Origin of the sequence: Prosthecomicrobium sp. N25 (genome assembly GCF_037203705.1) — a bacterium.
In the GTDB taxonomy this organism is placed as follows: domain Bacteria; phylum Pseudomonadota; class Alphaproteobacteria; order Rhizobiales; family Ancalomicrobiaceae; genus Prosthecodimorpha.
On record NZ_JBBCAT010000001.1, the window covers coordinates 24989 to 39206 of the forward strand.

General features: G+C 66.3%; 14 protein-coding genes. 12 read left to right on the top strand and 2 right to left on the bottom strand.

Features of this window, described 5'->3' with window-relative positions; genetic code table 11:
- The first annotated feature begins 81 nt into the window (after positions 1-81).
- The 12 genes from WBG79_RS00100 (at position 82) to WBG79_RS00155 (ending at position 11268) form a co-directional block, all read left to right on the top strand.
- Complete coding sequence (locus WBG79_RS00100; RefSeq protein WP_337355072.1) at positions 82-978, top strand: cobalamin B12-binding domain-containing protein; 897 nt, start codon at positions 82-84, stop codon at positions 976-978.
- Positions 979-1151: 173 nt separating this feature from the next.
- A complete protein-coding gene (locus WBG79_RS00105; RefSeq protein ID WP_337355073.1) occupies positions 1152-2183 on the top strand; it encodes an MBL fold metallo-hydrolase in 1032 nt (343 codons plus the stop codon).
- A gap of 291 nt (positions 2184-2474) precedes the next feature.
- Positions 2475-2657, top strand: a complete 183-nt coding sequence (locus WBG79_RS00110) for a hypothetical protein (protein ID WP_337355074.1) — start codon at positions 2475-2477, stop codon at positions 2655-2657.
- Between the two features lie 78 nt (positions 2658-2735).
- Complete coding sequence (locus WBG79_RS00115; protein WP_337355075.1) at positions 2736-3680, top strand: alpha/beta hydrolase; 945 nt, start codon at positions 2736-2738, stop codon at positions 3678-3680.
- A gap of 184 nt (positions 3681-3864) precedes the next feature.
- A complete protein-coding gene (locus WBG79_RS00120) occupies positions 3865-4584 on the top strand; it encodes an amino acid ABC transporter permease (protein ID WP_337355076.1) in 720 nt (239 codons plus the stop codon).
- Positions 4585-4613: 29 nt separating this feature from the next.
- A complete protein-coding gene (locus WBG79_RS00125) occupies positions 4614-5324 on the top strand; it encodes a GntR family transcriptional regulator (RefSeq protein ID WP_337355077.1) in 711 nt (236 codons plus the stop codon).
- A gap of 240 nt (positions 5325-5564) precedes the next feature.
- On the top strand, positions 5565-6416 hold the full coding sequence (locus tag WBG79_RS00130) for an ABC transporter substrate-binding protein (RefSeq protein WP_337355078.1): 852 nt from the start codon (positions 5565-5567) through the stop codon (positions 6414-6416).
- Positions 6417-6630: 214 nt separating this feature from the next.
- Positions 6631-7032 (top strand): VOC family protein, encoded by a 402-nt coding sequence (locus tag WBG79_RS00135; RefSeq protein ID WP_337355079.1) that lies wholly within the window; start codon positions 6631-6633, stop codon positions 7030-7032.
- Positions 7029-8180 carry a succinylglutamate desuccinylase/aspartoacylase family protein gene (locus tag WBG79_RS00140; protein ID WP_337355080.1) on the top strand — a complete coding sequence of 384 codons (1152 nt, stop codon included), beginning with the start codon at positions 7029-7031 and terminating at the stop codon, positions 8178-8180. Before WBG79_RS00135 ends, WBG79_RS00140 begins: the two co-directional genes overlap by 4 nt.
- 22 nt (positions 8181-8202) lie before the next feature.
- The gene (locus WBG79_RS00145) at positions 8203-8367 is read left to right on the top strand and encodes a hypothetical protein (RefSeq protein WP_337355081.1); all 165 of its coding nucleotides are present in this window, start codon (positions 8203-8205) and stop codon (positions 8365-8367) included.
- Positions 8360-9715 carry an AtzE family amidohydrolase gene (locus WBG79_RS00150; RefSeq protein WP_337355082.1) on the top strand — a complete coding sequence of 452 codons (1356 nt, stop codon included), beginning with the start codon at positions 8360-8362 and terminating at the stop codon, positions 9713-9715. The genes WBG79_RS00145 and WBG79_RS00150 overlap by 8 nt, the downstream gene beginning before the upstream one ends.
- A complete protein-coding gene (locus WBG79_RS00155; protein WP_337355083.1) occupies positions 9712-11268 on the top strand; it encodes an amidohydrolase family protein in 1557 nt (518 codons plus the stop codon). Before WBG79_RS00150 ends, WBG79_RS00155 begins: the two co-directional genes overlap by 4 nt.
- Positions 11269-11559: 291 nt before the next feature.
- Here WBG79_RS00155 and WBG79_RS00160 read toward each other — a convergent pair whose 3' ends face one another.
- The gene (locus WBG79_RS00160; RefSeq protein WP_337355084.1) at positions 11560-12762 is read right to left on the bottom strand and encodes a mandelate racemase/muconate lactonizing enzyme family protein; all 1203 of its coding nucleotides are present in this window, start codon (positions 12760-12762) and stop codon (positions 11560-11562) included.
- An 85-nt stretch (positions 12763-12847) separates the two neighbouring features.
- The gene (locus WBG79_RS00165) at positions 12848-14206 is read right to left on the bottom strand and encodes a mandelate racemase/muconate lactonizing enzyme family protein (protein ID WP_337355085.1); all 1359 of its coding nucleotides are present in this window, start codon (positions 14204-14206) and stop codon (positions 12848-12850) included.
- Positions 14207-14218: the final 12 nt, after the last annotated feature.

Genomic DNA, 14218 nt, shown 5'->3' on the forward strand with positions numbered 1-14218 from the left:
TCCGGGATTTATGCCAAATAACCAAGATTGACACCTCTCGCCGTCGATGCAAAGTTTTCACCAAGCTGAAGGAGAGGTTCGGTGGAACTCTATTCAAATGCCACCGGCCAGATGAGCGATGGCGAGCGCTTTGATCAAAACGGTCAAGGGTCGTACGTTTCGAGAGAAGAGATCGGTGCCGGGTTCAAGATATCTCTAGACGATTACATTTTGTTGTCTCGTACGATTCAGAGTGAAATCATTCCTCGGTTGCTTCTGACGACACGCTCTGGGCCGAAAGCGTTACCGTTCCATCGTGTTTCTCCCGAGTCGACGGTGCATGCGCCGTTCAGCGGCGATGAAGTTGCCCATTTCTCCCATCTCCTGCTGGCCGACGACCCGTCGGCCGCCAGTGACCATGTGGACGCGCTGCGCCGGGCCGGCCGCGAACCCGGTGCAATCTTCCTTGAACTCTTCGCACCGACCGCGCGGTATTTCGGCACGTTGTGGGATGCCGACGAGTGCAGCTTCTTCGATGTCACCAGGGCGCTCGGTCAACTCCACATTCACCTGCGGCGCCTTGGCTGCGAACTCGGGATCAAAGTCGATCCGGCAACGCTCGGGCTTCGCGTCTTGCTCGCCACCCTGCCCGGCGACCAGCACACCTTCGGCATCGCGATGGTGGAGGAACTGTTCCGCAATGCCGGGTGGGAAACCGTCGGCCTGACGGCGCCGTCGACGGCCGAACTGTGCAACGCTGTGTCATCGGAGTGGCATGCCATCGTTGGGCTGTCGGTCAGCCGCGATCAGGTGGACGACGACTTGCAGCTTCTGATCGCGGAACTGCGCCGCATCGCCCCCAATCCCAGAACCTATATCCTGGTGGGGGGACGCTACTTCAACGATCATCCCGAAGAGGTGGCCCGGGTCGGCGCCGACGGATCGGCGGTCGATGGCAAACAGGCCATCCTGCAGATGCAAGCCCTACTCGGGCTCTGACGCAATCGAGCGTACCTGCGCGGTATCTGGGCCTCGCCGGCCCCGCCGGAGTGGCAGGTCTCCACGGCATCTGCCTCGGACATGTCTCATGACCCGACACATGGTATCGTCAGCTGCGCTTTGGCGATTTCCTAGAATGTCAACACCGAGCGGGGATCATCGGGAGGACGTCAATGTTGTTCAGGCAGCTCTTTGACGGTGCTTCAGGGACATACAGTTACCTCATCGCGAGCCGGAAGGGTGCGGAAGCGCTCATCATCGACCCCGTTCTGGAAAAGGTGGACCGGTACATCCAGCTCATGGAGGAACTCGATCTGCGCCTCGTCAAGGCGGTCGATACTCACCTCCATGCTGATCACGTCACCGGGCTCGGAGCTCTGAGGGATCGCACCCGTTGCATCACGGTCATGGGTGAGAACAGCAAGGCCGATGTGGTCTCGATGCGATTGGCCGATGGCGACAAACTCGACATCGACGGTGTGAGCCTGGATGTCATCTTCACACCGGGCCACACGGACGATTCGTATTCCTTCGTTTTGGAGGACAGAGTTTTCACCGGGGACACCCTCTTGATCCGAGGAACCGGCAGAACCGACTTCCAGAATGGTGATGCCCGGGCCCAGTACGACTCGATCTTCAATCGATTGCTGAAGTTGCCCGACGACATGCTGGTCTACCCCGCTCACGACTACAAGGGCGACACCGTCAGCACGATCGGTGAGGAACGGCGCTGCAATCCCCGCCTCCAGGTAAAATCCGTGAACGAGTATGTCGAGTTGATGGCCAATCTGAAGCTGCCCAATCCCAAAATGATGGATGTGGCGGTGCCGGCGAACATGCGGATCGGGCTGGCCCAGGAATTGGTCGCTCAGAAGGGCTGGGCGGTTTCGGCCGTGGAGGCGATCCGTTTGGTCGGGCAACGGGATGTCGCGCTGATCGACCTTCGCGAGCCCTCGGAGCGCGAGCGGCATGGGGCTATCCCGGGCGCAATACACGAACCCTATCCCAAGCTGAAGGACAATCTCTCGAGCGGGGGGGTCCTCAGGGCGCTCGGAGCGGAGAGACGGCTCCTGTTCTTTTGTGCTTACGGCGAGCGCTCTGCCATGGCGGTGCAGGCCGCCCAGGAGGCGGGCGTAAAGTCCGCCTGCCACATCCAAGGCGGTATTGCTGCCTGGAACGCGGCCGGCGGCCCTATCGAGCGGTGAAATCGCCTGCCGGCTACTTCAAGCTCCACAATCTCGCGCAATGGGGCCGCCCGGCGATCCACGGCAGTTGCATGATCCCGCTGACGAACCGGCGCCACGCGGGGTTGTCCCACATGTCGGATGCCTTGACGGGCATCAACCTACTCCAGGACGATGCCTTCACCGAGCCTGCTGACCGGCCGCCTGTCGCAGTCACACGACCGTGGTGGCAGGCGATTGGTGGGTGACAAAGGCGTCATTTGGGTGTTCCCTGCTCCGGCTGGTTGGGGCTCGCCACACAGGAGGCCAGAGATGAGGCAGTTCTATCTGACGTCGCTCTTCACCGTGTTGGGCACCGTAGCCGCGCTCGCTCAGGAGGGCCCTCCAAGCCCGCCGGTCGTGACCGTGCCGGGGCCGATCGCCGGCGTCGGACTGCCCCTGGCGGCCCTCGCGCTCGGAGTCATTGCCTGGCGGCGGATGCATCGCCGATCTTGACTGTCGTAGACGGCAATCGGGACTGGCCGGCGCCGTGCGCCGGCCCGATACCGCCCCACGAAGGTCCGACCTTCCGTCATGGCCGTGGGAAAGTGCGCTGCGGATGGAAGCGGCGCGGCGGTCGGAGAAGGCATGGCACTTTATCGGCAGTTTACGACGCAAGAAGAGATCGACCTCGAGTATCGCCCGGAGCTGACGGCTGCCGACCCTCTGGCCTTCGAGCGGATCGTCGCCTGGCGGCGGGAGCGGTCCGAGGCCGCACGGCGCGACCTGACCCTTGTCGCCGGGCTGCGCTACGGGCCGACGCGGACTGAAACGCTCGACCTCTACCCGGCGTCCGAGCCGAACGCGCCGATCCTCTTGTTCCTGCACGGCGGCTATTGGTCGAACCGCGCGCTGTTCAAGGAACTCTACGGCTGGGTGGCGGCCGGCTTCGTGCCTGCCGGCGTGACCACGGCCGTGATCGACTACGGCTGCTGCCCGGACGTGACCATCGACGAGATCACGCGGCAGTGCCGCGCCGCGGTTGCATGGCTCCATGCCAACGGATCCGGCTTCGGCGCCGATCCGGGGCGCATCTACGTCGCCGGCAATTCCGCCGGCGGTCATCTCGCGGCCATGCTGGCTGTGACCGACTGGGTCGGCCTCTATGGGCTTCCGAAACGCACGGTCGCCGGCGCTTGTCCAATCAGTGGCCTTTTTGACCTCGAGCCCTTCCCCTACAGCTGGCTGCAGCCGAAGCTGCAGCTCACCGCCGCCGAGGTGCGGCGAAACAGTCCCATCCTGCGCGTGCCGGAGGACGGCCCCTCGCTGCTCGTGACCTGGGGCGCGCTCGAGAGTTGCGAGTTCCATCGCCAGTCAACGGATTTCGTGGCGGCGTGGCGCTCGGCCGGCAACACGGCGGAGACGCTCGTCCAGCCGGGAAGAGATCATTTCGATGCCAATGTCGGGCTCGGAGAGCCGGAGAGCATGCTCTTTCACCGAGTGCGCGAGCACATGAGGGCCTGCTTCGCCGGCTGCTGACTGGCCGCTGCCGCGATCTGGCCAGCAATGCAGCCAGCTGCCCATCAATCACGCGGCTCTGTCAATTGCCCCTGCCGTCAGCTTGTAACACAATCAGACGATCCGGGGCCGCAACGCGGCCGCTTAGCTCCACCCGCGCTTGCGTCCGCCGGTCCCAGCGCCGGAGCCGCCGAGGATCACGGCCATGACACCCTTCAATTTTCCCGACTTCGCCGGATATCTGGTCAATGGCTTCCTGCTCGGGGGAGTCGTGGTGACGATCTGGCTGACGGCGATCCCGATCGTCGCCGGCCTGATGCTCGGCATGGTGCTCGCACTACTACAGACCTCCGGACGAATGTTCCTGGTACAGGCGGCGCGATTTTACATCTGGATCTTTCGTGGTACGCCTCTCCTCATCCAACTGATCATCATCTACACCGGGCTGCCGCAATTCGGCATCCGGCTCGATGTGGTCACCTCCGCACTCCTGGCGCTCGCGCTGAACGAGGCGGCCTATCTTGCCGAGATCATCCGCTCCGGATTTCTCGGCGTGCCGGCCGGGCAGCGCGAAGGTGCCCTGGCGCTTGGCCTCCCGAGGTGGGTCGTCTTGTGGAAAGTGCTGCTTCCGCAGGCCTTCCGCTTGATGATCCCGCCGCTTGGCAATTCAGTCAACAGTCTCCTGAAGGCCACGTCGATCACCTCGGTCATCTCTATGGAAGAACTTATGCGGCGTAGCCAAATGTTGATGCAGGAAAAATTCGATGTTTTGGAGGTATTTGCTGCAGCTGCGATTTACTATCTTTTATTGACAACTGCCTGGGGCTATTGCCAGAAGTGGCTGGAGGCGCGCTTCAACGTCTCCTATGCCATGCCGCGAAAGACTGTAGCCTTTCCTATGCGCCGGGAACTCGCAGGATCCTGAGTGCGTGCCGGCGGACGCGGAGATCGTCAATGAGTGACTCGACCGCTGGGCGTCACAGTGAGCCGCTGCCGTCGCTCGGCGCCCGGCGGGTCCTTCTGACCCAAACGATTGCCGACACGATCGCCGAGGCCATCGCGGCGAAGCGTTTGGGGCCAGGGGCGCGGATCGTGGAGTCCGTAGCGGCGGGCGAACTCGGCGTCAGCAGGGTCCCGCTGCGCGAGGCGCTGAAGGTGCTGCATGCGCAGGGCATCCTGACCGGCGAGGGTCATAAGGGTTATCGCGTCGCGGTGTTCGACAGGAGGCACGCCAGGCACGTTTTTGAAACCCGACTGGCGCTCGAGACGTTGCTGCTGCGCGGCGCTCTGGCTCGCTGGCGGGAGGGGTCGGCGACGATGGAGGGGCTCGACGAGGCGATCCGCCGGATGGAGGGCGCTGCCGCGGCCGGCAATGCTTCCGCATCGCTGAGAGCCGATCTGGACTTCCATCGTTGGATCTGTCGATCGGCCGACAACGCCTTTGTGGCCACCCTGTGGAATGCCATCGAGCGCCACATCCTCATCATCTTCTCCGATGAGCGCTATCGCGACGGCGATCTTGCCGCAGTCGCACAGCATCACGCCCAGTTCCGAGATCGTATCGTCGCAATGGTCCGTGGGGCACCGGCGAGCGAGACGTCGATCCGAAACGCGCTGGCAGGTCATCTTTTCCTTGCTGCCGGTGATGCGAGCAACTCGGAGTAAAGACATCGGCCGATCCGTCAGCGGCGACTGTCGGTCGGCCCCGCCAGGTCCTTGGCAGAAGGGCGGTGGCTCGAGTCCCCGCTGACCATATCGCTCCAGCGCGGTCGACCCAAGTATCCTGCTCGGGCCGTTCGCATCTCCCGCCGCATTTATCGGCGCGTCGCATCTGGAAGAGACATTGTGTTACAATTCTACAGGTATACAGTTAGATTTCCGGTCACCTAACGTCGCGGAGATTCCATGACCAGACCTGCAGCCCGTGCCCTGCGCCTGTTTCTGCTCCTGGCGGCGGTTGCCGCACCGGCACTGCCGGCCGCGGCCCAGTCCTGCCAGCCCGCGCTGCAACCGCCGGCCATCCTCGTGGCCGGTGAGCTGTCGATGGCCATCAATCCGACGCTGCCGCCGCAGCAGTTCATCGACGAAAAGGGCCAGCTGCAGGGCCTGAATTTTGAACTCGGCAGCGAGGTGGCGCGCAAGCTGTGCCTGACGCCGAAGTTCATTCGCATGGACTTCCCGGCGATGATCCCCGGCCTGGGTGCCGGCCGTTTCGACATCATCAACACCGGTCTGTTCTGGACGGAGGAGCGCTCGAAGACGATGTTCCTCGTGCCCTACGCCCTCCAGGCAATCAGCATCGTCGTCATGGAAAAGAACCCGCTCGGTCTGAAGTCGATCGATGACCTGGCCGGCCGGTCGGTTTCGGTCGAGACCAACACGTATACAGAGCGCAAGACGAAGGAACTCAGCGATGCGCTGGTCGCCAAGGGTCTGAAGCCGATCACCATCCGGGGCTTCAACACCGCCACCGAATCCTTTTCGGCGCTGAAGGCCGGGCAGGTCGACGCCGGCATGAACCTGGACGAGACGGCGATCGATCTGGTGCGCCGCGGCGGCGTCGTCCGGATCGCGAATGGTCTCGGCGGCTCGCAGATCACCTTCGCCTTCAAGAGCAAGCCGCTCGCCGAAGCCTTCGCCAAGGCGCTGGGCGAGACCAAGGCCGACGGCTTCTACGACAAGGTGTTCGACAAGTTCGGCATGACGCGCCTGACCGAGGCGACCTTCGCCATCCGCGGGCCCGGTCCGGCCCAGTGAGTTCGGGCGCCGACCCACTCGAATCGATGGCGAACGACCGATGGCCATAGCGCCCAGAGGGACGCCCCGGCGGGGAAAAACCATTGAGTTGTAAGGGCCGTCCGGACGGGCGGCCTGTGAACCCGAGCTCGAAAAACTCGGCTCCCGCGCTCCGAGCGGGCGCCACCGCAACGGGGCGGAGACAGGGCTCCCGGATAGGAGGCGCGCCGCAGCCATGGCGAATATCTTCGCTCAACAGATCACCTGGATCTACACCTACGACCTTCCGTCGACCGCCCGCTTCTATGCGGAAGGGCTCGGCCTGGAACAGGTGCTCGACCAGGGTATGTGCCGGGTCTTCCGCGCGACGCCGCACAGCTTCATCGGCGTCTGCCAGCGACCGGATCGCCACGTCGAGCCGAAAGGCGTGATCCTGACGCTGCTGACCAAGGACGTCGACGGCTGGCGTCGGCGAATGGGCGACTACGGCGCGCACATCGAGACGGAGCCGAGCTATTCGGAGCGTGCGCAGGCCTACGCCTTCTTCTGCCGCGATCCCGAGGGCTATCGCATCGAGTTCCAGGAATTCCGCGACCCGCGCTGGATCTGGCCGGATCCGTCGGGGGCGACCCCGTGAGCGCCGCGCGGATCGAAACGATCCCGCTCGCCGGGAGCTTTCTCGGCGGGCGCCGCGAAGTGGCCGTCTTTCGCTACGGCACCCCAGGCTCACGGCCGAAGATCTATCTTCAGGCGGCGCTGCACGCCGGCGAGATGACCGGCACGATGGCACTGCACCATCTGCGCCGGCGGCTCGAGAGCGCCGAGCTCGCCGGCCGGATCCGCGGCGAGATCGTGGTCGTCCCGGTGGCCAATCCGATCGGCATGGGACAGTTCCTGGCCGGCGACCATTTCGGCCGCTTCGAGACCGGCAGCCTGTGCAACTTCAACCGCGAGCATTTCGACGTCAGCGAGGCCGTCGCGGCGCGGCTCGAGGGCCTGCTGGGCGATGACCCCGAGGCCAATGTTGCGACGATCCGGAGCGTCGCGTCGGCCGTGATCGATGAGATCGAAGAGACCGACGAGTGGCGCAGCCTGCGCAAGCACCTGCTGCGCCTGTCCATCGACGCCGACGTCTGCCTCGATCTCCATTCCGACATGAGCGCCGTGATGTTCATGTACATCAACGGCTTCGACTGGCCCGGCCTCGCCGATCTCGCCGCGGACATCGGCTGCGAAGCCGTTGTCCATTTGACGCCCTATGTGCCCTCGAAGACCTTCGCGGGGGTTGTCGGGGCCCTATGGCCACGCCTCGCCGAACGGTTTCCCGTCCGGCCCGTTCCGAATGCCTGCGCCACGGCGATGATCGAGATGCGCGGCCGTCACGCCTGCAGCGACGGCCTCGGCGCGGCCGACGCCGACGGCTTCGTCGCCTTCCTGACCCGTCGCGGCGCCATCGCGGGCGAACCGCCCCCGTTGCCGCCCCTGAAGACGCAGAGCATCGATGTCGAAGGCATGGACGTCGGCTATGCCCCGTCCCCGGGCTTCGTCACCTACGAGCGCGCCGCGGGCGACCGCGTGTCGCCGGGCGACGTCGTCTGTCACGTCATCGATCCGACCACGCCCGAGGCCGACGGCGGGCGAGTCGCGGTGTGCGCCCGGCAGGAGGGCGTCATCTACGCACGATCGCTCGACGGATTCGTCGTGACGCCGGGCAAGGTGCTGTTCCGAATCGCCGGCGCAGAGCCGCTCGCGCATCGGCGCGGCCGCTCCTGGCTCGACGATTGAGGCCGCGATGGAGAGGGCCGACGTGATGCGACTGGCGGAGATGCTCGGGTTGGGTCTCGACGAGGCCTGGGCGGACGAGGTGCTCGCTGCGCTCACGCCGCTGCTCGCCCAGGGCGAGCAGGTCGTGCGAAGCGTCGCCGAACTCGACGCTCCGATCCCCGCACCCGTCTTCCGCGCCGATGGCTGAAACCGCTCGGGCGATGGCCGACGCCGTCCGCGCCGGCCGCAGCACGGCGACCGGTCTCGTCGACGCCGCCCTGGCGCGGATCGCGGCGACCGATCCGACCATCAACGCCTTCACGGCCGTCCTCGCCGAGCGGGCGCTCGCCGAGGCTGCTGGGATCGACGCGGCCCGGGCGGCCGGCGCTCCGCTCGGTCCGCTTGCCGGCGTCCCCTTCGCGGTGAAGAACCTGTTCGATCTCTCCGGCTCGACGACACTCGCCGGATCGCGGGTGCGCGCCGGGCGACCGGCGGCGACGCAGGACGCCTTTGCGGTCGCGGCGCTGCGCCGGGCCGGGGCGATCGTCGTGGGCGCCCTCAATATGGATGAGTTCGCCTGCGGCATCACCACGGAGAACACCCACTACGGTCCGACCCGCAACCCGCGCGATCCCAGCCGGATCGCTGGCGGCTCCTCGGGCGGCTCGGCCGCGGCGGTTGCCGCCGGCATGGTGCCGTTGTCGCTCGGAACGGACACCGGCGGCTCGATCCGGGCGCCAGCGGCGATGTGCGGGATCTGGGGACTGAAGCCGACCTTCGGCCGCCTGTCGCGCAGCGGCGTGGTTCCCTTCGCCTGGAGCTTCGACCATGTCGGGCCGCTCGCCGCCGACCTGCCGGACCTGGCGATCGCCTACGACGCCCTGCAGGGTCGCGACGCGGCGGATCCGGGGCAGGTCGACCGGCCTGTCGAGCCCGTAACGCCGTATCTCGGCCGCGGCATCGGCGACCTGCGCGTCGCCATGCTCGGCGGCTGGTTCGCGGCCAACGCTTCGGCCGAGGCACGCGCCGTCCTCGCGACCGCCGCCACACGCATCGGCGCGCGACGCACCGTCGAACTGCCCCGCACCGAGGACGCCCGCGCGGCGATGAATGTCGTGGTGATGAGCGAAGCCGCAGCCGCGCTCCTGCCGGACTTGCGCGAACGCCCCCGCGATTTCGACCCGATGACGCGCCCGCGGCTGATGGCCGGCGCCCTCCTTCCTGCGGTGCACGTCGCAGCGGCCCAGCGTTTCCGAGCCTGGTATCGCCGCCGGGTTGCCGAGGTCCTGCAGGATGTCGACGTCCTGCTCGCGCCGGCGCTTCCCTATCCCGCCATTCCGATCGGGGCGACGGCGATCGACTTCGAGGGCCGGTCGATCCCGCCGCGGCCGATGTATTCGGCCCTGACGGCGCCGCTGAGCTTCATCGGCCTGCCGGTGATCGCCATGCCGGTCGAACGGCCAGGCAGGCTGCCGCTCGGCATCCAGATCGCGGCGCGGCCCTTCGCCGAGGCCGACGCCTTCCGGGTTGCCGCCGCCTTGCAGGAGGGCGCATGAGGCTCTTGGTCCCTGATCTCGTCATTCGCGACGCCGACGATCCCACGCCGCGCGCCGAGGCGGTCCTGGTCGATGGCCGCGACATCGTCGCCGTCGGGCCGGAGAGCGAACTGCCGCCGGGAGCGGAGCGGATCCGGTTGCCGGGCCAACTCCTGATGCCGGGCTTCGTCAACGCCCATCAGCACGGCCGCGGAATCAGCAACACCCAGCTCGGCTATGCCGACGACATCCTGGAGCGCTGGTCGGTCGCCAAGCGTCGGCGGCGCCCGATGGACCCCTACGCCAATACGCTGCTCGCCGCCGCCTCGATGATCGCCGCCGGCGTCACATCGACCATACAGGCCAATTCACCCTATGGCAGCGGCGACTATGGCGCCGAGATCCGCGGCTCGATAGCCGCCTACGACCACGCCGGCATGCGGGCCATGATCGGCGTGGCGGCGATGGACCGGGCGCATTTCCTCTACCCGGCCGAGGCCGACGCGGTGCTCGCCGGTCAAGGCGGACCGGCCGGCGCCGCGGCACAAGCGCCCGTCCCGCCGATCTATGCCGGCGATACGGCGGCCACCATGTCCCTCATGCGGGAACTCCTGACCGAACTCGGCGACCACCCGCGCCTTTCGCTCGCCTATGCCCCGGCCGGCCCGCAGTGGGTCAGCGACGACATGATGCGAGAACTGGCGTCGGACGCCCGCCGTCTCGGACTGGCGCTTCACATGCACGGGCTCGAGTCCTGGTCGCAGGTCCGCACGCTCCAGGTGATCTATCCCGAGGGCTTTCTCGCTCATCTGGAAACCCTCGGGGCGCTCGGTCCGCTGACCTCGATCGGCCACGCCGTCTGGCTTTCCGAAGCTGATCTCGCGCTCGCCGCACGTCACGGCGTGACGCTGGTGCGCAATCCGGGGTCCAACCTGCGGCTCAGGGCCGGGATCGCGCCGCTCGCCGACTATCTCTCCGCCGGTGTTCGCGTCGCCATCGGCACGGACAACACGGCGCTCGCCGACGACGAGGATCTGCTCGGGGAACTCCGCCTCGCCTGGCGCCTCGCCGGCGACCCCGATTGGCGCGGCCCGGCGCCGCCCGGCCCGGCAGCCTTGCTGCGGATGGCGACCCGAAGCGGTGCCGCCGCCATGGGCCTCGACGGCGTCGTCGGCGCCATTCGGGCAGGGTTCAGGGCCGATCTCGTCGCGCTCGATCTCGACGGGATCCGCGGGGCCTATACGGATCCGGAACTGCCGCTCCTGGCCGTGGTGATGGCCCGCGCCGGCGCCCGCCACGTTCGCATGACGATGTGCGACGGCGAGATCCTCTATCGCGACGGCGCCTTTGTTCGCCTCGACGTCGAAGCCGTCCGTGCCGCGGCCGCCGCATCGGCGCGCGCGTCCGAGGTGCCCCTCACCGGGCCGGTTCTCGAAACGCTGTCTGCACTGACCGCCGTCGCCGATCGTCATTATGCGGCTCTGGCGGAGCCCGATGCGAGCGCCGGCTGGACGCCGCTCGCCCGGAACTGGCATCCGATGCTCCGTCCGAAATCGGTGACGGAAGTGAAGTAAAGCACATGGTCGGCTTGTGGATACTCGCTACCCTACAAAACAGTGGCCGGGAATGGATGGGGTATCGTCTCGCGAGCTGATGGTTACATTTTGGATCCGTCACGACACATTCAAATGCGGACGGGTGGGTCACGTTTCTCGATCACGACTTGGACAAGATGCTGGACAGGCTGGAGTGGTCTGGACCCAGGGCCCCGGCGCCGAATGACACTCCATCGCGCCCAGCAAGCCAACCCGGAATGCCCCCGAGCCGAACCGGACCTGAGAGCGCGACGGCTGCGGGGCCGAGCGTCAGTCGAAGAACCCTGCATCCTCCTCCCGCAGATACGGCTTGGCGGCCTTGGCATCGATATCGAGTCCGAGGCCCGGGCCGGGGAGCAGGTCGACCATCGAATCCGTGACGATGGGGCCCGACGGCAGTCCCACGATGATCTCGGGCCACCAGGGGTCGGACGCCGTGGGATACTCGAAGGCGATGTAGTTGGCGGGAAGCGTGGCGCACACGTTGATGAGCGCACCCAGCCCCAGGAGGCCGTTGGCGGTGCCGTGGGGCGCCATCAGGATCGAATGCATGTAGGCGTGCTCGGCGACCCACTTCAGTTCCGCGATTCCGCCGATGTCGGCCGGATCCGGCCCGACGATGCGCACGGCTTGGGTCTCGATCAGCTCCTTGAAGTTGTGCCTGAGATAGATCTGCTCGCCCGTATGGATCGGTGTCGTCGTGGAGACCGTCAGTTCGCGATAGGCCTGTGGATTGACCCAAGGCACGTAGTCGCCGGTCAGCATGTCCTCGAGCCACGCGATGTTGTATTTCTCGACCGCGCGGGCGAACCGGATCGCGTCGGGCAGCATCCAGCCGGGGCCGCAATCGAGCGCCAGGCTGACCTTGTCGCCGAGCACCTCCTTCATCGCGATGACGCAGTCGAGCATATGGTTGAACCCATGCTCGCTGATGACGCCCTGGTCCATGGCGCCGTGATAGCCGGAGCGTGTCTGACGGACACCGTAGTGGAAGTCCTCCACGGTGTCTTTCATGTTCGAGTGGAAGCTGATGCCCTGCTTGACCATGAAGAACTTCTCGGGCAACTCGCTCATCCACTTCACGTCGGCGGCGTAGTCCTCGGGGCGGTCGCCCGTCCGCTTCCGGCGCCTGTTGCCGTTGTAGCAGCGAACCTTGTCGCGCACCTTGCCACCGAGCAGCTTGTAGGCCGGGACGTTCGCCGCCTTGCCGGCGATGTCCCAGAGCGCATGCTCGATGGCGCTCACCGCCGCACCGTAGGGCTTGAAGGAGCCGCGCTGGCGGATCTTCAGCATCACGCGCTCGACGTCGGTCGGATCCTCCCCGACGAGCGCCTCGCGGAAGTGCATGACCCAGGGCTTGAGGTAACCCTTGGTGTATTCGACTTCGCCGAGCCCGTGGATGCCTTCGTCCGTGACGACGCGGACGATCGGGTGCTTGCCGATGACGGCGCAGCGCAGGTCTGTGATCTTCATGGTCGATGCCTGTTCGAGAGGAGGTGGCGGAGAGGTTTGAGCGGATACTGCCCGCAAGACGGCTGCCGGGTGTCCGGCGGAAGCGTCAGCTCCAGGTGCGGTCCCAGGAATACTCGTCGTCCCAGTGATCGGTCGGCTGCCAGATGTCGCCGACGCCCGGCTGCAGATGCTGGCTGATGACCTCGTCGACGACATCGTCGATGCCGAGGCCCGGCTTGTCGGGGACTTCGATGAAGCCGTTCTTCACCAGAGGCTTGGGCAGCCCCGTGACGATGTCGTCCCACCAGGGGACGTCGACCGAGTGATACTCGAGCGCCATGAAGTTTTCGGTCGCGACCGCCACATGGGCCGCGGCCATCGCGGCGATCGGGCTTTCCGCCATGTGGATCGCCATGGCGACGCCGTGGTCCTGCGCCATGTCGCCGATCTTCTTGGTCTCCAGGATGCCGCCCGTGGTGAGCAGGTCCGGATGGATCACCGAGATGCCGGCCTTCAGCAGCGGCTCGAAATTCTCTTTCAGGTAGATGTCCTCGCCGGTGCAGATCGGAACCGAGGTCGCCTCCTGCAGCTGCCGATAGTGCTCCGTGTATTGCCAGGGGATCACGTCCTCCAGCCAGGCCGGAACGTACTTCTCGATGCGCCGGGCGAGGCGGATCCCGTTCTGCAGCGAGATGTGGCCGACGTGGTCGATGGCGAGCGGGATCTCCGGCCCGATCACGTCCCGCACCTCGGCGATGTACTGCTCCAGGTAGTCGAGCCCCTTTTCGGTGAAGTGCAGGCCCGTGAAGGGATGGCGCACGTTCTGGGCGTCGTAGGCGGCGTTCCGACGTTGCCGCTCCTCCATCGTGCGGGCCCGCGCCTGGGCGTCTCGCGACCGAAGGCCTTCGAGCGTCCCGGCGGGCGCCACGACAGCGCCGGGCAGATGGGCAATCTGCATCAGGCCCAGGTCCATCTTGAGGAAGGTGAAGCCGAGGTCCATGCGCGCCTTGAGGCGCTTGCCGGTCTCCGTGCCGCTCGGCTTCTCCGCGTCCGTGTCGCAGTAGATGCGCACCTTGTCCCGGAACCGGCCGCCGAGCATCTGATAGATCGGCACGCCATAGGCCTTGCCGGCAAGGTCCCACAGGGCGATCTCGACGGCCGACACGCCGCCGCCCTGGCGTCCATGCCCGCCGAACTGCTTGATGCGGCGGAACAGGCGGTCGATGTCGCAGGGGTTCTCGCCCAGAAGCCGGCTCTTGAGCATCAACGCGTATGTGGCACTCGCGCCGTCACGCACCTCGCCGAGCCCGACGAGGCCCTGGTTGGTGTAGATCTTGACCAGCGCCGACCTGAACGGTGCCCCCTCGATCTCGGCCACCCGCATGTCGGTGATCCGAAGCTGTGAGGGGCGGGAGGATGTGTTGACCCGACCGAGCGCCTCCTCGGCGCCTGCGATTCCCGTCATGCCGGCAGTCCT

Excerpts from the sequence above, each read along its gene's own strand:
- WBG79_RS00125 (WP_337355077.1), top strand. The coding sequence starts at position 4,614 with ATGAGTGACTCGACCGCTGGGCGTCACAGTGAGCCGCTGCCGTCGCTC.
- WBG79_RS00165 (WP_337355085.1), bottom strand. The coding sequence starts at position 14,206 with ATGACGGGAATCGCAGGCGCCGAGGAGGCGCTCGGTCGGGTCAACACA.
- WBG79_RS00110 (WP_337355074.1), top strand. The coding sequence starts at position 2,475 with ATGAGGCAGTTCTATCTGACGTCGCTCTTCACCGTGTTGGGCACCGTA.
- WBG79_RS00160 (WP_337355084.1), bottom strand. The coding sequence starts at position 12,762 with ATGAAGATCACAGACCTGCGCTGCGCCGTCATCGGCAAGCACCCGATC.
- WBG79_RS00130 (WP_337355078.1), top strand. The coding sequence starts at position 5,565 with ATGACCAGACCTGCAGCCCGTGCCCTGCGCCTGTTTCTGCTCCTGGCG.
- WBG79_RS00105 (WP_337355073.1), top strand. The coding sequence starts at position 1,152 with ATGTTGTTCAGGCAGCTCTTTGACGGTGCTTCAGGGACATACAGTTAC.
- WBG79_RS00150 (WP_337355082.1), top strand. The coding sequence starts at position 8,360 with ATGGCTGAAACCGCTCGGGCGATGGCCGACGCCGTCCGCGCCGGCCGC.
- WBG79_RS00155 (WP_337355083.1), top strand. The coding sequence starts at position 9,712 with ATGAGGCTCTTGGTCCCTGATCTCGTCATTCGCGACGCCGACGATCCC.
- WBG79_RS00120 (WP_337355076.1), top strand. The coding sequence starts at position 3,865 with ATGACACCCTTCAATTTTCCCGACTTCGCCGGATATCTGGTCAATGGC.
- WBG79_RS00135 (WP_337355079.1), top strand. The coding sequence starts at position 6,631 with ATGGCGAATATCTTCGCTCAACAGATCACCTGGATCTACACCTACGAC.
- WBG79_RS00115 (WP_337355075.1), top strand. The coding sequence starts at position 2,736 with ATGGCCGTGGGAAAGTGCGCTGCGGATGGAAGCGGCGCGGCGGTCGGA.